Annotated in this window: 16 protein-coding genes and 1 other annotated feature; of the genes, 2 read left to right on the plus strand and 14 right to left on the minus strand. The window is 45.8% G+C overall.

The window, feature by feature from the left end:
* Positions 1 to 349: 349 nt before the first annotated feature.
* The 5 genes from F6X55_RS00180 to F6X55_RS00200 all read right to left on the minus strand — a co-directional run bounded on the left by F6X55_RS00180 (position 350) and on the right by F6X55_RS00200 (position 6,971).
* Positions 350 to 1,636 carry an adenylosuccinate synthase gene (locus F6X55_RS00180; RefSeq protein ID WP_026568889.1) on the minus strand — a complete coding sequence of 429 codons (1,287 nt, stop codon included), beginning with the start codon at positions 1,634 to 1,636 and terminating at the stop codon, positions 350 to 352.
* A gap of 450 nt (positions 1,637 to 2,086) precedes the next feature.
* On the minus strand, positions 2,087 to 3,463 hold the full coding sequence (dnaB, locus tag F6X55_RS00185; RefSeq protein WP_026568890.1) for a replicative DNA helicase: 1,377 nt from the start codon (positions 3,461 to 3,463) through the stop codon (positions 2,087 to 2,089).
* A 116-nt stretch (positions 3,464 to 3,579) separates the two neighbouring features.
* Positions 3,580 to 4,026, minus strand: a complete 447-nt coding sequence (gene rplI, locus F6X55_RS00190; RefSeq protein WP_026772071.1) for a 50S ribosomal protein L9 — start codon at positions 4,024 to 4,026, stop codon at positions 3,580 to 3,582.
* Positions 4,023 to 5,996, minus strand: coding sequence for a DHH family phosphoesterase (locus F6X55_RS00195; protein WP_153461443.1), 1,974 nt, complete (start codon positions 5,994 to 5,996; stop codon positions 4,023 to 4,025). The genes rplI and F6X55_RS00195 overlap by 4 nt, the downstream gene beginning before the upstream one ends.
* Positions 5,997 to 6,026: 30 nt before the next feature.
* Positions 6,027 to 6,971 carry a YybS family protein gene (locus tag F6X55_RS00200; RefSeq protein WP_153461445.1) on the minus strand — a complete coding sequence of 315 codons (945 nt, stop codon included), beginning with the start codon at positions 6,969 to 6,971 and terminating at the stop codon, positions 6,027 to 6,029.
* Positions 6,972 to 7,892: 921 nt separating this feature from the next.
* On the opposite strand from F6X55_RS00200, the gene F6X55_RS00205 reads away from it, so the two are divergent.
* Positions 7,893 to 8,687, plus strand: coding sequence for an HAD family hydrolase (locus F6X55_RS00205; RefSeq protein ID WP_026568895.1), 795 nt, complete (start codon positions 7,893 to 7,895; stop codon positions 8,685 to 8,687).
* Between the two features lie 43 nt (positions 8,688 to 8,730).
* Here the strand turns inward: F6X55_RS00205 and serA are convergent, their stop codons facing one another.
* The 4 genes from serA to F6X55_RS00225 form a co-directional block, all read right to left on the minus strand.
* Entirely contained in the window at positions 8,731 to 10,317 is a 1,587-nt protein-coding gene (serA, locus tag F6X55_RS00210; protein ID WP_153461447.1) for a phosphoglycerate dehydrogenase, read from the minus strand.
* Between the two features lie 44 nt (positions 10,318 to 10,361).
* Entirely contained in the window at positions 10,362 to 11,516 is a 1,155-nt protein-coding gene (locus F6X55_RS00215) for a pyridoxal-phosphate-dependent aminotransferase family protein (RefSeq protein WP_153461449.1), read from the minus strand.
* Between the two features lie 76 nt (positions 11,517 to 11,592).
* Positions 11,593 to 11,815, minus strand: a binding site (T-box leader).
* 237 nt (positions 11,816 to 12,052) lie between these two features.
* On the minus strand, positions 12,053 to 12,511 hold the full coding sequence (locus F6X55_RS00220) for an Hsp20/alpha crystallin family protein (RefSeq protein ID WP_026568898.1): 459 nt from the start codon (positions 12,509 to 12,511) through the stop codon (positions 12,053 to 12,055).
* A 122-nt stretch (positions 12,512 to 12,633) separates the two neighbouring features.
* Positions 12,634 to 13,497, minus strand: a complete 864-nt coding sequence (locus tag F6X55_RS00225) for an AraC family transcriptional regulator (RefSeq protein WP_202616099.1) — start codon at positions 13,495 to 13,497, stop codon at positions 12,634 to 12,636.
* A gap of 184 nt (positions 13,498 to 13,681) precedes the next feature.
* On the opposite strand from F6X55_RS00225, the gene F6X55_RS00230 reads away from it, so the two are divergent.
* Complete coding sequence (locus F6X55_RS00230) at positions 13,682 to 14,425, plus strand: SDR family oxidoreductase (RefSeq protein WP_153461453.1); 744 nt, start codon at positions 13,682 to 13,684, stop codon at positions 14,423 to 14,425.
* Between the two features lie 54 nt (positions 14,426 to 14,479).
* On the opposite strand, the gene F6X55_RS00235 is transcribed toward F6X55_RS00230, so the two are convergent.
* From F6X55_RS00235 to ychF, 5 genes are all read right to left on the minus strand, one after another.
* Complete coding sequence (locus F6X55_RS00235) at positions 14,480 to 14,986, minus strand: hypothetical protein (RefSeq protein WP_153461455.1); 507 nt, start codon at positions 14,984 to 14,986, stop codon at positions 14,480 to 14,482.
* 342 nt (positions 14,987 to 15,328) lie between these two features.
* A complete protein-coding gene (rpsR, locus tag F6X55_RS00240; RefSeq protein WP_026568902.1) occupies positions 15,329 to 15,559 on the minus strand; it encodes a 30S ribosomal protein S18 in 231 nt (76 codons plus the stop codon).
* A 52-nt stretch (positions 15,560 to 15,611) separates the two neighbouring features.
* Positions 15,612 to 16,082: a single-stranded DNA-binding protein gene (gene ssb, locus F6X55_RS00245; RefSeq protein WP_026568903.1), complete on the minus strand. Its 471-nt coding sequence runs from the start codon at positions 16,080 to 16,082 to the stop codon at positions 15,612 to 15,614.
* A gap of 12 nt (positions 16,083 to 16,094) precedes the next feature.
* Positions 16,095 to 16,385, minus strand: a complete 291-nt coding sequence (gene rpsF / locus F6X55_RS00250) for a 30S ribosomal protein S6 (RefSeq protein WP_026568904.1) — start codon at positions 16,383 to 16,385, stop codon at positions 16,095 to 16,097.
* A gap of 161 nt (positions 16,386 to 16,546) precedes the next feature.
* Entirely contained in the window at positions 16,547 to 17,647 is a 1,101-nt protein-coding gene (gene ychF / locus F6X55_RS00255) for a redox-regulated ATPase YchF (RefSeq protein WP_026568905.1), read from the minus strand.
* Between the last annotated feature and the right edge of the window lie 834 nt (positions 17,648 to 18,481).

The following is an 18,481-nucleotide window of genomic DNA, read 5'->3' on the forward strand; positions in this document are numbered from 1 at the left end:
AGTGATTATAGGCGTTTTTGTGTAAAATTTCCCTTTTTCACGCCATTTAATTGGTTATTTCTGGATATATTTTTGCTGTTTTGTTACAAAAGCGAGTAATATGTCGGCAATTATTGGCACCGTTGGTTTAATTTTTAGGTGATTCGGGAATAAACTCATTTATTTTGCATAAATCTGTCCTGCCTGTCGATACTTGGCAGGATTGAAAACGGGCCATTTAGGTTAGCGGGACATCGAAGCGATATCACCAGCGTCACCACAACAAAAAATCACCAGCGTTTTTTCACACTGGTGATTTTATAGAGGGAAATTCTCAGAGAGATTCCCTCCTGCTTTATTTCATGAACAGTCAGCTGTACACACTGCGGACCACGTTGGTCTGTGTCCGATCCGGACCTACCGAGAATACGGACAATGGAATTCCGGTCAACTGGGAAATCCGCTCCAAGTAATGCCGGGCATTTTCCGGAAGCTCATGTAAACTTCTTACCCCGGTAATATCCTCTGTCCAGCCTGGGAGTTCTTCGTAAACAGGTTCACACTCCGCCAAATCCTTCAGGCTTGCCGGGAACTCATGGATGGTTTCGCCTTTATATTTGTAAGCCGTGCAAATTTTAAGCGTTTCAATGCCCGTCAACACATCCAGTGAATTCAGGGACAAGTCGGTAATACCGCTGACACGGCGGGCATGACGGACAACGACGCTGTCAAACCACCCGACACGGCGCGGACGGCCAGTGGTCGTGCCATACTCTCTTCCCGTTTCGCGAATTTGATCGCCGATTTCATCGTGCAATTCGGTCGGAAAAGGACCGTCACCGACACGGGTTGTATAAGCTTTGGAAACACCGACCACGTGATTGATTTTAGTCGGACCGACACCAGAGCCGATCGTAACGCCTCCCGCAATCGGGTTGGAAGAGGTGACGAATGGATAGGTTCCCTGGTCGATATCGAGCATGACCCCTTGCGCCCCTTCAAAAAGCACACGACGTCCTTCGTCCAACGCTTCATTCAAGACAACCGATGTGTCACAAACATATTTTTTAACCTGTTGGCCATATTCATAGTATTCATCCAGGATGTCTTCCACAGCGATGGATTCTGTTTCATACACCTTTTCGAACAATCGGTTCTTCTCCCTCAGGTTTTGTTCGAGCTTTTCTTTAAACGCTTCTTTATCAAGTAAATCGGCAACCCGGATACCGACACGGGCTGCTTTGTCCATGTAAGCAGGACCGATGCCTTTTTTGGTCGTTCCGATTTTGTTGGCGCCTTTTTCTTCCTCCTGCAGGGCATCCAGCTTCAAGTGATACGGCAGGATGACATGCGCCCGATTGCTGATGCGCAGATTATCGGTAGATACGCCCTTATCATGCAAGTATTGCAGCTCTTCGACTAACGCCTTCGGATCGATGACCATGCCGTTGCCAAGCACGCAAATTTTATCGTCGAAGAAAATCCCCGAAGGAATCAAATGCAACTTATACGTGATTTCGTCAAACTTGATTGTATGTCCAGCATTGTTGCCGCCTTGATATCTGGCCACAACCTCTGCATTTTGTGATAGAAAATCTGTAATTTTACCTTTACCCTCATCGCCCCATTGGGTTCCGACTACAACTACTGAGGACATATAGGCACCTCCGCCAATTGAATTATAATTACTATGTGCATAACACAGTAAGTTTATCAATCCCCATTTACAATGTCAATGAAATATACGAACATTATTAACAAAAACAACGATTTCGTTCGTAAAATTTGGGGTCAATCCCCACCTCCATGCTAAAACGATGGGGACTGACCCCTCTTCCTCCGTGCTTTGCTTTTCGGAAGGCTAGTGTCTTGCCGCACTGTGGGATAAAAGCATGGCAACCAAAGCAAAAAACCGAGCGAATTTGAAATGCAAATCAAATTCGCTCGGTTTTTATTTGTGTGTTCGATAAGCTTGCTTTTCACCTGTTGATTGATGTGCGCTTCTTAGCGCTATGCTTTTTGCTCTGATTTCCACAGAAAACAAGATGAGTAGAATCGTTCGGCTTATATTTTGGTAACGAAGCTTTTCTCCCAGGCTTCTTCTGTCTTAGCCGCCGGCTGCGCCGACTGGCGGTATGTCGCTTTCCTGGTAACGATGATCCAAGTCGACGAATTTGTTATACTCTTTCACAAACGCGAGCTCTACGGTTCCCACGGGACCGTTACGCTGTTTGGCCAGAATGATTTCAATGATGTTTTGTTTTTCTGATTCCTGGTCATAATAGTCATCACGATAAAGGAAACCGACAATATCGGCATCCTGCTCGATACTTCCGGATTCCCGCAAGTCAGACATCATCGGTCGCTTGTCCTGACGGGATTCTACGCCACGGGAAAGCTGGGACAAGGCAATCAGCGGTACGTTCAATTCCCGTGCCAATCCTTTCAAGGAACGGGAAATTTCCGATACTTCCTGCTGTCTATTCTCCTTGGAATTGGCGTTTCCCTGAATCAGCTGCAGATAGTCAATCAGGATCATGCCTAGCCCGTGTTCCTGCTTCAACCTTCTGCATTTACTGCGGATTTCACTGACGCGGATACCCGGTGTATCGTCGATGTAGATGCCGGCATTGGAAAGACTGCCCATTGCCATGGTCAGTTTGCTCCAATCTTCGGCCTCCATTTTCCCTGTACGGAGCCGCTGGGCATCGATGTTTCCTTCGGCGCAAAGCATACGGGAAACCAGTTGATCCGCCCCCATCTCCAAACTGAAGATAGCGACATTTTCGCTCGCATGAATGGCGACGTTCTGGGCAATGTTCAAAGCGAATGCCGTTTTACCCACCGATGGACGCGCTGCAATGATGATCAAATCATTCCGCTGAAATCCTGAGGTTATCTGATCCAGGTCCCGGTACCCGGTAGGTATTCCGGTTACAGATCCATCATTTTGCTGGAGCTGTTCAATATTGTCATAGACATCGATCAGAACATCCTTGATATTTTTGAAGGCACCTGAATTGTTTCGCTGGGAAACCTCCAAAATGCTTTTTTCCGCGTCATTCAAGACATCGGCGACTTCGTCTTCCTTGGAAAAACTATCGGTGACGATATCTGTCGCAGTCCGGATCAGTCTCCGCAAAAGCGCCTTTTCTTCTACGATTCTACTATAATACTCGATATTGGCGGCAGTAGGTACAGAGTTTGCCAAATCACTTAAATACGAGACCCCGCCTACTTCATCCAAAATTTTCGCATTGGACAAAGCCGTAGTGACCGTAACCAGATCAATTGGTTCTCCTTTATCAGACAGGCTGGTCATCACTCCGAATATCCGCTGGTGGCCCGCACGGTAAAAATCATCCGGGAGCAAAATTTCCGCAGCCCTTGATAACGCCTCTGGCTCTAAAAAAACCGCCCCAAGAACGGCTTGTTCAGCTTCGATGTTGTGCGGCGGCGTCCGATCGGTCCATTGTTCATTCATACAGCATCTTTTCCTCCTTTAAATGGAAAAGGAAGCGAGCTGCCGCCTTACCCGGCGGACAGCCCCTTCTTTGGTGACTATTCATGGTGCGGTTGATTCGATGCGGCAAAAGGTTTTCAGGCTTCTTTCACGTGTACTTTAACGGTTCCGGATACTTCCGGATGCACTTTCACCGGTACGTTGGTATAGCCTAGCGCCCGAATCGGTTCATCCAATTCGATTTTCCGCTTATCGATCTTGATTTGATGACTTTTTTTCAATTCTTCGGCAATTTGCTTACTGGTGATCGAGCCGAATAGACGTCCGCCTTCTCCTGATTTCGCCGTCAATTCCACGGTCAGATTTTCCAGCTTTTGCTTCAATTGTTTAGCTTCTTCTATTTCGTTCTGTTCTTTTTCTTTCTCTTTATTCTTTTTCGCTTCCAATGCTTTCATATTTCCGGTGGTCGCTTCGACCGCGAGATTGTTTTTCAACAGGTAGTTGCGGGCATATCCGTCCGAAACATTCTTCACTTCGCCTTCTTTTCCTTTTCCTTTAACATCTTTCAAGAAAATTACTTTCATTCTTCAGCTCCCCCTTCAAAATATTCATCTATAATTGCTTTCAGCTGTTCTGTTGCATCCTCGACAGAGGAATCATCCAGCTGGGTAGCAGCGTTGGTGAGATGGCCGCCGCCATTCATCCGTTCCATGATCACCTGAACGTTGACGTCACCAAGCGATCTGGCACTGATGCCGATCCGTTTATCCTCCCGTTCAGAAATGACGAACGAGGCGACAATTCCACTCATCGTCAGTAACGTATCGGCAGCCTGGGCAATCACGACAGGCCCGAAGGTTTCCCCCGGATCTCCTGTAGAGATGGCGATGCCGTTGCGATAGATTTGCGTATGCTCTATCAAACGACTGCGCTTGACGTAAATATCCAAGTCTTCTTTCATGAACTTCTGCACCAATACGGTGTCCGCTCCCTTTGAGCGCAAGTAGGAAGCAGCATCAAACGTACGGGATCCCGTCCTCAAGGTAAAGCTTTTCGTATCGACAATGATTCCTGCCAGCAATGCTGTCGATTCCAGCATACTCAGCTTGAGATTTTTCGGCTGGTATTCCAGCAATTCCGTCACTAACTCTGCCGTAGAAGAGGCATATGGTTCCATATAGACGAGTGTCGGATGGTTGATAAATTCCTCCGCCCGGCGGTGGTGATCGATAACGACGACATGCTCCGTTTTGCTGAGCAGTTTTTCTTCAGCCACCATGGATGGTTTGTGCGTATCGACGATGACGAGCAGCGTGTTTTTCGTCACCGTGTCCAACGCCGTATCGGGATCCATGAAGTAGGACCGGAGTTCTTCGTTTCCGTTGATTTCCTCGACCATCCGCTGTACTCCCGTATTGACATCATCCGGATCCATGACGATCCTGCCTTCCACATCACTTGCCTGGGCGATCTTCAAGATACCGATCGCTGCCCCGATTGAGTCCATATCCGGCGCTTTATGCCCCATGATCAGTACTTTGTCGCTTTCCCGGACGAGTTCTGTCATCGCATGGGAAATCACCCTGGCGCGGACTCTGGTCCGTTTCTCCATCGGATTGGTTTTTCCGCCATAGAAGCGGACCTTCCCATTTTCATCTTTGATCGTGACCTGGTCGCCGCCGCGTCCAAGAGCAAGATCAAGGCTCGATTGTGCGAGTTCGCCGAGTGCCGGCAAGGACACACCGCCGAGCCCCACTCCGATACTCAGTGTCAGCGGAACGTTTTTATCGGAAATCAACTCGCGTACCTCATCCAGTATTTCAAACTTGGTTTTTTCCAGCTGGTTGAGAATCTGCTGGTTCATCACAGCCAAGAAACGTTCTTGGGAAATTCTTTTCAGATAGATGCCATAATCGTTCGACCATTCGTTCAAAATCGACGTTACTTTTGAATTGATTTGGCTTTTGGCCGTATCATCCATTGCCTGTGTGATTTCTTCGTAATTGTCCAGAAAGATAATACCCAGGACGGATTGTTCATTATGGTAAAGGTTTTGGATTTCGGTCTGTCTCGTCTGGTCAAAAAAGTACAGCAGCCGCTCTTCTTTTTTGATCATTATTTGAAACTTGTAATCACCCATCGACAACCAGATTTCGTTATTGTCTTCCTTCACCTTTAATATGAGGTCATCGGATAGCTCATTCAACGACTTCCCGACAAGGGAGTCTTCCTCCTTCAGCCTGTTCATGTATGGATTGGTCCATTCAATGGTGAAATCTTCACTATATAGCACAATACCGATCGGCATCTCGAGAAGGGCTTCTTCGCCTACCTTCTTGACACGGTAGGAAAGCGTCGAGATATATTCTTCTGTTTCGTTGATCATCATCTGTTCCTGTCTGTAACTGTAGTACAGCGAAGCAGCCAGGAATACTGTCATAATCAAGCCGAGCATCCATTGGTAATACCAAAGCATCCCCAAAAACACCAGGGACAAAATGTATATGAACCATAAATGACTGCCTATTGTCGGCTTTTTAAATAATTCTGGCATGAAAGTCAGCTCCTAAACCCTTTTCTGAGCTTATTTTTTATCAAAATTGATCCGGTTCCTCAACGAGAAGCCTAAATCAATTATACCTAAGATTCGCAGAAGATACAGTCCTATGAAAGGAAAAAGAACGGTTAAGACGATAACAATAATTGGTACTGCCACCGACATTCCCTTATGGTGAACGTAAAAGAAAACCAAAGACAGCCCCTGCAAAGCAACCAGCAGTCCGGCAAGATTGGTGACATTGACAGCGCCTATATGCCAGATGCTGTCCGGATCACCGCTCACCCACGTGACGACCAGGGCGGCGAAGTAGATCCATACCAGGCCGACCGGGAGCTGGAACTGCCTGAATGGCGGAAAACGCAGTTTCGTTTTATCCAGCCGCCCGATGATCCTGTAGCCGATCCATTGACTGGCTAATCCTAATACCAGCGCCATCACCACTAAAATCACCGGCAGCAAATTGACGATTTGACGCATTTGCTCCAGCAATGCATCGACATCTTCCTGATTGAAGGCCATACCCAAGTCTTTCAGCATTGCCTGGCTTTGGGCAATCGAGTCATTGATCGCCTGGTTCATTTCCTGGACGATATTGATTTGAAACATGCCTTGGACCGCCAAAAAAGTCAGCAAGAGACCTATCACGAATCCGACGGTTCCCCTTGCCCATGTTTCATAGGCAGTGAGCCGTTGATGGATCGCAATCCCGGTCATCAATCCGCCGATTCCTGTGAGAAGCACAAGCGGAAGTGAATAGTAGGTCAAAAACAGAAACGAAGCTAGTGCCAGGAGTACGAATAAACCGGCAGCCCGTTTTCCCCCGAATCGCGCAGCAAATACTAATACTGGAACGGGGAGTAGAAACAAGGTCACAATTTCGATGATTGGCACGAAAAGTGTAAGAAACATTAACAGTAAATAAAGGACAGCTGCGATAGCTCCCTCTTTTATGACGTTTTGCGATGTCATGGCGGCACCTCTAATCCTAATTCGGTTATTCTTCCATGATAACACGGCTGTACAGAGGGCGCTGAAACCAGCTTCTGTTCACCTTTGTAAGAAAAAGCACAGCTCAAGCGCTGTGCTTTTCTGTCTTATCAGGAACGGGTTCGCTTTCCGCTTTTAGACCGGAAAACACCGTTTCATTCATAATTCCACTAACTGATTATAAACGAAAAATGGGTGTTTTTACAAATTAAACTACCTCTTCGCCATGGTTGATGACAAGTGGCGCCTACTTTCTTTTTTTCTACTACTAGTTTACTTCCGGCAATATTCACTGTAAGCTGTTTTTAATACACGCTGTTTTCTTTAAGGCTTGTTTTTTTACGTGAAGCATATGAACTGTGGCATGAAATCAAAAAACTTCCTATCATTCTTCTCATTCTTCACTCGTTGAGCTGGAATGCGGCGCTGCGGAAATACCCTGCGCTTTCCGCGGGCGGCTGTTGAGCTTCCTCGAGCTAGCGCTCTGCGGGATCTCACTCTAAGGCCTTTTCTCCCGCAGGAGTCTCCGGGTATTTCCTTCGCTATTGTACAGTTTCCTATTCAGAAACAGACGGTACTAACTCTCATTCCAATCTGAAATACAACATCGAGTGGGAAAGGAACTGTCTGAAGCCCGCACCAGTGGGTCTTTCTGTTAAGCTTTGTAGCTGGCTTTCTCGCTTCGCTACAAGGGAGCAAAGGAGTTGGTTCAGGTAGTACCTTGGCTGAAGCGTTCCCCACGGAATGCAAATGTTTTTCCTTACCTCCGGGTTAGCACTCATTCTATATAGCATGAGATCAAGCTGCGCAAACATTGTGCATTTTCCATAAAGAATATAAAGAACTAAACGCAACGCAGTCTGTGAAAAGAGGCTTAATAAAACATGACAGGGGGAGAAACGAATGTTGAAAGCAATCATGTTTGATTTGGACGATACGCTGCTTTGGGACAAAAGAAGTGTGGAAGAAGCATTCAGAGCAACCTGTCTCACGGCCGCAAAGAAGTATGGCGTCGATCCAGACCTTCTGGAAGAAAAAGTTCGCGAGCAGGCGAGCGAGCTTTATGCAGGATATGAAACCTATTCTTTCACGAAAACAATCGGCATCAACCCGTTTGAAGGACTATGGGGTGAATTTACCGAGGATGATAAAAACTTCCGGAAGATGAATAAACTGATGCCGACTTACCGGAAGCAGGCATGGACGAAAGGATTGGAAGCGGTCGGAATCCATGATCCCCAGCTGGGTGCTGAATTGGCTGAGCAATTCCCGCGGGAAAGGAAAAACAGCCCCTTTACATACGAAGAAACATTTCGCGTCCTCGACCGATTAAAAGGAAGGTATCGGTTACTGCTGCTCACCAATGGTTCACCGGATTTGCAACAGTCCAAACTTGATTTGACGCCGGAAATCGCCCCGTATTTTGACCATATCGTCATTTCTGGCCAATTTGGGAGCGGAAAACCTGATCCGGCGATTTTCGAACATGCGCTGGGACTGCTTTCCCTGACGAAAGATGAAGCCATCATGGTTGGCGATAATTTACGGACCGACATTCTCGGCGCTTCCCGTGCCGGGATTAAATCCGTCTGGATCAACCGACTCGGGAAAAAGACCGACGAGGTCGTACCAGACTATGAAATTTCCCACCTCGACGAGCTTGGCGATGTTTTGGCCAAACTCAAACAGACCTTGTAAAAAAACAGGCGCAAAAGCAGTTTACCTGCCTTGCGCCGTTTTTTTATAAATCGATGGCTGTCACATCATGGATATCTGCCAGTCCGGTTAATTGATTCAGGCCTTCTTTTTCCAAATGTTTGTCGATGGTAAGCATCATGATGGCATCCCCGCCGACATTGGACCTCCCCACCTGCATGGTCGCGATATTGATGTCCTGCTCTGCCAACAGGCTGCCGACTCTTCCGATTGCACCTGGCTGGTCTTTATGGTGGATGACGACCATGTGTCCCTGCGGGATGACATCGACGCTGTAATTGTCGACCTTGACTATCCTGGCACCAAGACCATTCAGCAATGTTCCGGATACTTGGCGGGTTCCCGACTTGGTCTTCACTTCAACCGTCAACAGATTGGTAAAACCTTTTGTCGAGGATGTTTTGTGTTCATTTACGGCAATCCCCTTGCGCTCCGCAAAGTATGTTGCGTTCACATCGTTGACATGATCACCCAAGTGGCGCTTCAGTAAACCTTTGACCGTATTTCTCGTCAGCGGAGCCACTTCGACTTCGGTCAAATCACCAGAATAATAGATATGCACCTCTTCCGTCACTTCCTCTGTCAAATCGGTCAAAAACACTCCCAGTTTTTCCGACAATTCGAAGTATGGAGCGATTTTATTCATGATTTCTTTTGGCACGGATGGCAAATTGACTGGATTTTTAGCCAAACCGCCATTCAGGAACTGGACGACGTCGTGGCTGACGTCGATTGCCACGTTCTCCTGCGCCTCTACGGTGCTGGCACCAAGATGGGGAGTGGCTATGACTTGTGGCAGCTCCAGCAGCTTATGGTCGGTGGCCGGCTCCTCTTCAAAAACATCCAACGCAGCCCCTGCCACTTTTCCTTCACATATCGCTTCATACAAAGCTTCCTCGTCGATGATGCCGCCCCGCGCACAATTGATGATCTGCACACCGGTTTTCATTTTCTGGAATGCTTCCCGATTGATCAAGTGCCTGGTTTCCTTGAGAAGCGGGGTATGGACCGTAATAAAGTCGGCCGCTTGCAGCACTTCTGGAAGCGTTCCGTATCCGATTCCCATTTTGTCTGCTTTTTCCTCGGTCAGAAACGGATCGTAAGCCATGATATTCATTCGCTGTCCCTTCGCTCGTGCCGCTACTTCCGCTCCGATTCTCCCGAGACCGACGATACCGAGTGTCTTGTTTTTCAATTCGACACCTACATATTTTTTGCGTTCCCACTGTTTATGCTTTAACGCATAATATGCCTGAGGAATATTGCGGGCCAGGGACATCAGCATCGCGATCGTATGCTCCGCCGCAGAGTTCGTGTTGCCATCGGGAGCATTGACCACGATGACACCATGCTCGGTGGCCGCCTCTAAATCAATATTGTCGACACCCACACCGGCCCGCCCGATTATTTTCAGATTGTCAGCCTTCTTGATGATTTCCCTTGTCACCTGTGTCTGGCTTCTTACCAAAAGGGCATCGTAGCCGCCGATTTTATCAGACAACGTCTCGGCGGAAAGGTCGGTGTCGACGGTCACCTCGATGTTTTCTGCCTCTCTCAATGGTTGGATACCTTCTTCACTTAATGGATCACTGATTAAAACGTGAAATGCCATCCTTATTGGACCCCCTGTTCTTTTTTCTTCATCCTTAAGCAATACTACTTGTGTTTCTCCAAATACACCTGCTGCGCTGCCCTTGTCCCGATACCCAATTCGATATCTTTGCCGATCTGCCGCAGGCCGATTTCCATCGTACCGACGATTTGCAGCACATCAGCCGGGGAGCAGTATCCCATATGACCAACCCTGAAAATCTTCCCTTGCAGATGCTGCTGTCCACCTGCCACCGATAAATTGAAGCTCTGTTTTACGGTTTTCCGCAAATCCTCGGGCGCAAAATCCCCCGGTTTTACAGCGGTGACGGTCGGCGAAGCAGCTTCATCATTTGTCAGCAATGGAATTCCCAATGCCCGAAACGCTTCCCTGGTCATTTTCATCATCAGTCGGTGCCTGGCATAGACATTTTTCAATCCTTCTTCTTCGAAAAGATTCAGTACCTGATTCAACCCAAACAAAAGGGACAGTCCGGGGGTAAACGGAGTCGCATTTTTCTCCAGGTTATCCCGATATTTGCGCAAATCCAGGTAAAAGCGCGGCTGTTTGTTGGATTCGATGACCTGCCAGGCCCTTTCGCTGGCCGCAATGAAAGTCAATCCTGCCGGCAGCATCATAGCTTTCTGGGAACCGGTGACCAATACATCGATCCCCCAATCATCCATCCTGGTTTGCACTCCCCCGACACAGGAAACGCCATCGACAATCACGAGTGCATCAGACGAAGCATGAACCGCTCTGGCTATTTCCCTTATCGGGTTGAGTACACCGGTGGATGTCTCACAATAAGTAGCAAACACCGCTTTTATGCCAGGATGGGTTTCGAGGAACTGTTTTACTTCCTCCGGATCGACTGCACTTCCCCATTCCACTTCAAACCGATGGGTTCTCATTTGATAGGTTTCACAAATCTTGGCAAATCGGTCGCCAAAAGCACCGGTGATCACCACCAACACTTCATCTCCTGGTTCGACGGTGTTCACTACAGCCGTTTCCAAGCCCGACGTGCCACTTCCAGTAATGATCATGACGTCCTGTTCCGTTCCAAACACCGGCTTCAGCCTTGGGCGGATTGTCGCGAGCAATTCCTTGGTTTCCTGTCCCCGATGTCCAATCATCGGTTGGGCCATCGCCCTCTCTACACTCGGCGGTATGGGACTTGGTCCAGGGATTCTTAATAAATGCTGATCTGGTAACATGCTACGTCTCCTCTCTTTTCTTCTCGTTAGCAGGAAATTTTTCCATTAAAAAAACTTCCCGCCCCCTACGATTTTGGTAAGGGGCGAAAAGTTATCACTCACGCGGTACCACCCTTTTTCACTGTCTTCCAACAGTCTTCATTGGCGCCATGCGTAACGGGCATGAAGCGGGCAGACCTACTAATGTTTCAGCTTGCCTATTCCGAAGTGCTATTCCATAACAGCAGCACTGGTTTCCACCGACCACCAGCTCTCTGAAGTCTGCCATTTATCGAACTTGTCTCCATCACCATATTTATGTAACAACTTGAATTTTTATTTATCATAGCAAATTTGTTGTTATTGTCAATATATTTCGTCAATTTTGTTTTGTTGCACCTGTATTCCAGAATTGTCTTGTAAACGCTTTATGCGCTGCTATTGTTGTACTTATTCCTGTAAAATTTTCTTACAAAAAAGTTGCATAAATAATCATGTTGATTATTCAAAAAAGCACTTCAATCCGGGTACTCCAAATTGAAGTGCTTGCATCTTGCTTAGTCAATGTCGATTTGGTTGCTCGTCTTGGCCTCTTTTGGTCCCCTGATGGTGAGCACGCCATTTCTGTAAGCAGCCTTGGTTCTATTTTTCTTGATTGTGTACGGCAGCTGAACAATCCGTTCGACACCTTCAATCATCCGCTCCCTGCGGTAATAATTGTTGACGTCGTTCGTCTCTTCTGCCTCGCGATCGTCGATCACCGCGATTTTCAAACGGTCTCCCATCGGTTCGATTTTGATATTTTCCTTGCTGACTCCCGGAATTTCCGCCTCTATCACCCACTCATTCGGGGTTTCATACAGATCGACCGCGATGGACGTTTTTTTGAACATCGGCTGTTGAAAAAGCGAATCGATGGAGCTTAACAATCCGTTGTAGGGAGCATTTTTGAAATACTCTTCCATTTGGCTGAGCGGACTGTTTTTCTTTGGCTGCCGTCGATTTTCTTCTCCCACATCAACTCCCCCTTCCCACTGCTGATTTCTTTATGGTTAGGATATGGAAAATGGCTCAAGTTGGTATGGACGAATGTCACGGGTATAACAGCCTTTGTACGTTTACTATTCTGCTTAGATAATCACTCTTCTAAGGACTTTTGAAATCGGTCCACATCCGTTTTTGGCGGTAAACCGAATAATCTTGCATATTCACGGTTAAATTGTGTAGGACTCTCGTAACCAACTTGAAAACCTGCATCAGCAGCCGCAGTAGTTTCCGCCAATAATAAATTGCGCGCTTCCTGCAGTCTTAATATTTTTTGGTATTGCAGCGGAGTCATGGCCGTCACATTCTTAAAGTGCTGATGAAAGGAGGACGTGCTCATGTGTACCTGTTCAGCAAGCTCCTCTACTCTCAATGGTTCTTTAAAATCACGGTAAATCATTTGAATTGTCTCAGCGATGCGGTTTACGTTGGACCCGTTCTTGGCAAACTTAACGATGTGGCCGCCTTGCTTACTCTTAACTACTCGATACAGAATTTCTCTGAGTACAAGGGGAGATAAGGGCTCGATATCTTCCGGGGTATCCAACAGCCCTACCAGGCGGGTTATCGCTTCCAACAACTGCGGTGTCGTTTCATTCAATACCAGGCCACTAGGAGCTGCTGTTTTAGTCGGGTGCTGAACCGGTGTAGTATTTAACAAATTGATTATCTCTTCAAGTTGAAAGCTGATTTGGATACATAGAAAGGGCCTTTCGGTTTCTGCTTGAATAACCTGTCCGATGATTGGCAGATGGACTGAGGCAATTAAATATGACGTTGCATCGAACGGAAAACGATTGCCGGCCAATGTGGCCATCTTCGCTCCCTGGACAATGACACAGATGGATGGTTCGTAAACAGTATGGATTGGTTCTCCCGCAGCCGACTGACGGATAATGTTCAGTGAAGGAATCCTGGTAGGATGATCACCATCCACTACTATCTGTTCATTAATCAATGAAATCAATTGCTCTTGATATTGGACAATACTATTCAGCGCTTTCGCTTCCCTTCCTACTTAGATATGAGTAGCTTACCAAATAGTTGGAGAATTAGGCAATGATTTGCGAGTAACAGGCTACAGGTTTTAGTCGGCTTTTTATTAAAATGAATATCAGACATACAATAAGGAGTGAACATTTATGGCATTATCATTGACTGGAAAAGTAGCTTTAATTACGGGAGGTTCACGTGGAATAGGAGAAAAAACGGCTGTAAAGTTAGCTGCAGAAGGGGCAACAGTTGCGGTCAACTATGTTTCCAATAAAAATAAGGCGGAAGCAGTAGTTGAGCGAATCACTGCTCAAGGAGGAAAGGCAATAGCAGTACAAGGAGATATTGCCAACGTCGAAGATATCAAGCGAATTTTCTCGACAACATTAGAGGCATTTGGAAGGATTGATATCTTGATCAATAATGCCGGGGCAATGGTTACCAAACCTATTGATCAAATTACCGAAGAGGATTTTGACAGACTATTCGCCATTAATGTAAAAGGTACCTACTTTGCGATCAAAGAGGCATACCGATATCTAGAAGAAGATGGCCGCATCATCAACCTTTCCACCTCTGTTAACGGGAACATGTTTCCAACTTATAGTTTATATGCGGGAACAAAAGGGGCAGTCGAACAATTCACACGCCAACTGGCAAAGGAATTCGGTCCAAAGAATATCACCATCAATACTATTGCGCCCGGACCAATTGCCACAGAGTTATTTTTTGCAGATAAAACGGAGGAACAAATAGAAACATTCAAAAATAACAATGCCTTCCATCGCCTTGGAACTCCGGAAGATATTGGAGGTGCCATCAGTTTGCTGTTAAGCCGGGAAGCATCATGGATTACCGGTCAAACACTGCGGGTAAATGGGGGATTCATTTAAAAACAATTAAGCGGTCAGGCATCATGGGTTATCCATGATGCCTATGTTTAAGTGTTAATCATCCACCAAGTGGTCATCATCAAGGTTGCCACTGAATAAAAAGGGGAGGACATCACCGTCTTCCAAAGTAATTGCCAGCTGTGTTTTAAAGGAATCCAGGTATATTTCGTTGAAATGGATTCCCGCCTTAAGTTCATTAGTGCCTGCCGGTATCTCGATATAGCCAGGACCATTTGAATTTTTCTCTGCTTCCCCGTCTTCCGTACCATCCACCGTTTTGGGGCCTTCATAGCCGCTGAGTGGATATACGTTTCCTTCTCCGTCCTCCAAATAAGTCGAATGTGAATCATTCTCTTGTTTATCTGTATTTATTATCACATCTTCGTCTGTGTGGTTACTGATTTCATAATAGATAGTGGTCATTTCATATTTCTGTCCTTGAAATTCTTCGACACGATCAAGTGTTACTTCTATCCCTTGCTTTTCTTTTGTGTCCGAATAAGCAAACGTTCCTGGAGAATCAGAGTTGCAAGCGCTCGATATGCCAATGATTAAGAGCATCATCCATAACATTGATTTCCGAATAACAATTCCCCCTTGTAATGTTCTTATATATTGTGAGGATTTTATTAGCAACAAGGGCTGATTCAGAACTTATTTTCTTTTATATTTCATTTATTTTAATATTTAAAGTTTGAGGATAAGACGGGCATGATTGCCTTCCTGACTTTATAACTTTATAACTTCATTTGAGCTTATCGTGGAGAGTTAATAGTGGTGGTTATAGTTTGCTACTTATCGCCCTTATTTCCAGATTTATTATAGAATAATATATATATATACTTTTCAAAATCTCATGCAACAAAAAGAGTCCTATGGATTCCTCCATAGGACTCTTTCGCATTACTCGGTCACGTATGGCAATAGAGCCATTTGACGAGCACGCTTGATAGCTTTAGTCAATTTACGTTGATATTTTGCAGAAGTTCCAGTCACACGACGAGGAAGAATTTTTCCACGCTCAGAAACGAAACGTCTCAGCAAATCAACATCTTTATAGTCAATGTGTGTAATGCCGTTAGCTGTGAAGTAACACACCTTACGACGCTTTGCACGACCACGACGAGCTGCCATAGGTATTACCTCCTTTTATCTTGAGTTTAAAAGTATCGCACTTTCAAGCTCTTTAGAATGGTAAATCATCATCTGATATATCGATCGGTTCCCCATTATTGCTGAATGGGTCCTCTTCATTTTGTCTGGAAAAATCGTTGTTGTTCGATTGGTTCTGATTCTGTTGATATCCTGGTGAGCCTTGTCCTCCACCTTGGGAAGATCCTTTTGTTTCCAGGAATTGTACAGTATCGGCCACTATTTCGGTGACGAATACCCTTTTTCCGTCCTGACCTTCAAAGTTGCGTGTCTGTACACGTCCGTCCACGCCGACCAGGCTTCCTTTACTCATAAAGTTGGCCAGGTTTTCGGCGGCACGTCTCCATACCACACAGTTGATAAAATCAGCTTCCCTGTTTCCTTGCTGGTTAGAAAAAGGTCGATTGACAGCTAATGTGAAATTAGCCACTGCTACTCCATTTGGTGTATAGCGTAAGTCCGGATCCTTCGTCAACCTGCCGACAAGTACGACACGATTTAACATCAGAACCACTCCTTATTGGTCGTCTTCGCGAACTGCAATATGACGAATAATGTCATCAGAGTACTTCGCTTGACGGTCGAATTCATTAATGGCGGTTTCATCGCCTTTAAAGTTGATTAGCACGTAGAAGCCATCGCGATAGTTATTGATTTCATAAGCAAGACGTTTCTTGCCTTTTTCATCAACTTTATCGATTTCCGCACCATTATCTGTAAGGATTTTGTTGAAACGCTCGATCAAAGCCGTTTGCGCTTCCTCTTCGATATCCGGGCGGACGATGTACATGATTTCATAATTTCTCATCCGTTTGCACCTCCTTTTGGACTTAACGGCCCCTTTTTTTGCAAAGGAGCAAGGAGTAATCATTAATTACTCACAATGTTGAATTATACCAAAGTCCTTAGTATTGTGCAAGTACCTACCCTAACCTGCACTGCAACACAAAGAATGACGAATTCCCCTGCTTACACATTGAAACGGAAATGAATGATATCTCCGTCTTTCACCAAATAGTCTTTTCCTTCCAATCGAACCTTCCCTTTTTCCTTTGCTCCATTCATGGAACCAGCTTCCATTAAATCATCATACGAAACAGTTTCAGCCCTGATAAAACCTCTTTCAAAGTCAGTATGGATGATTCCTGCTGCCTGTGGTGCCTTAATACCTTCTGTAAAAGTCCAGGCACGTACTTCCTGTTCACCTGCTGTGAAATAAGTCGCCAGTCCGAGCAGATTGTAAGTGGCTTTGATCAGTTGATCCAACCCGGATTCTTCAATGCCCAGTTCTTCAAGGAACATTTCCTTTTCCTCGCCTTCCAGCTCGGCAATTTCCGATTCGACTTTGGCGCTGATGACAATGACTTCCGCATTTTCCGTTGCGGCAAACTCGCGGACAAGCTTCACGTTTTCATTATCGTCAGCATCCAACAATTCATCTTCTCCGACGTTTGCCACGTAAAGAATGGGCTTGCTGGTCAACAAATGCAGCCCTTTCACCAGTTTTTGCTGTTCATCGGTGAATTCAACTGCGCGAGCAGGCTTTTCTTCCTCCAGTGCGTCTTTCAGCTTGCTTAACACTTCAAACTCGGCAACTGCTTCCTTGTCTTTTTGTCTTGCCATTTTTTCCACACGTTGCAAACGCTTTGTCACTGACTCCAAATCTGCCAGAATCAGTTCCAAATTGATTGTCTCGATATCGGAAATCGGATCTACTGTTCCGGAAACATGGGTGATGTTTTCATCTTGGAAGCAGCGGACCACATGACAAATGGCGTCCACTTGACGAATATGTGACAAGAATTGGTTTCCAAGTCCTTCCCCTTTACTTGCCCCTTTGACGATCCCGGCAATATCGGTGAACTCAAAAGCCGTTGGAATCGTCTTCTTCGGTTTTACCAATTCTGTTAGCTTCGTCAACCGATAATCAGGGACTTCCACTATTCCTACGTTTGGATCTATTGTACAAAATGGGTAATTTGCCGATTCTGCCCCTGCCTGTGTGATTGCATTAAACAACGTAGACTTTCCTACGTTGGGCAAACCGACAATTCCTGCTGTCAATGCCATAAAAACTTCCACTCCTTAAGGATACCGCTCATATGAACGTTTCAGTCATACCAATTATAGATAGACTTGGCCGAAATGACAAGTTATCAAAATGACAAAACAAGGGAAACATCTCCCCTTGTTTTCCAAACTTAGGTACGTGATATTCAGTTTTGTTATCGTGCAGATAAATATTTTCAGAAATCATGTTTTTTGGAAGCTCTTTTTACACGTTATCACTCTATAACTGGACAGTTAATAGAAACAGCGCATTAACTGTAATGGGAAGTGTCCTTGCCTATTCAAAAAGCGTGCTAACCACCGCTTCGGTAGATACTTCGCTTTCCGCGGGCACGGCTTCAGCTAACTTGATAAAGAAAACCGCTTTACCAAGTGGATCTTCAGCTCGTGCTGTTCCCGCAGGAGTCTGCGCATGCTACCTGCGCTAAAAAGCATGCTGATTTTCGCAAGCGTAGAGAATTTTTCATTGAGACCCAACAAGCCATCTTAAAAACGGTTGTCAGGAAATAAGTACGTCTTTTCATAAAAAACTGTTGGAGTTCCGTCTTTTCTCTTGTACTTGAACTTTCTACTTGTTTTCCTAGCTATTTCTTTTGATAAAACGGTACATGGAGTACCGAAAAATAAAAAATGTCTAGTACACGCATTTTTAAACAGGAATCTGTTCCTAGCGAAGAAAATACCCGGAGACTCCTCGAAAATACAAAACAATTTTCTTCGTGCGATGCATCGCTGCCGCAGCCTTCCTTGTCCTGCGGGAGGAAAGGCCTCGGTGAGATCCCGCAGAGCGTTAGCTCGAGGAAGCTCACCAGCCGCCCGTGGAAGACGCACCCA

It is taken from the genome of Sediminibacillus terrae, from assembly GCF_009602435.1.
GTDB classification, from domain to species: Bacteria; Bacillota; Bacilli; order Bacillales; family Amphibacillaceae; genus Sediminibacillus; species Sediminibacillus terrae.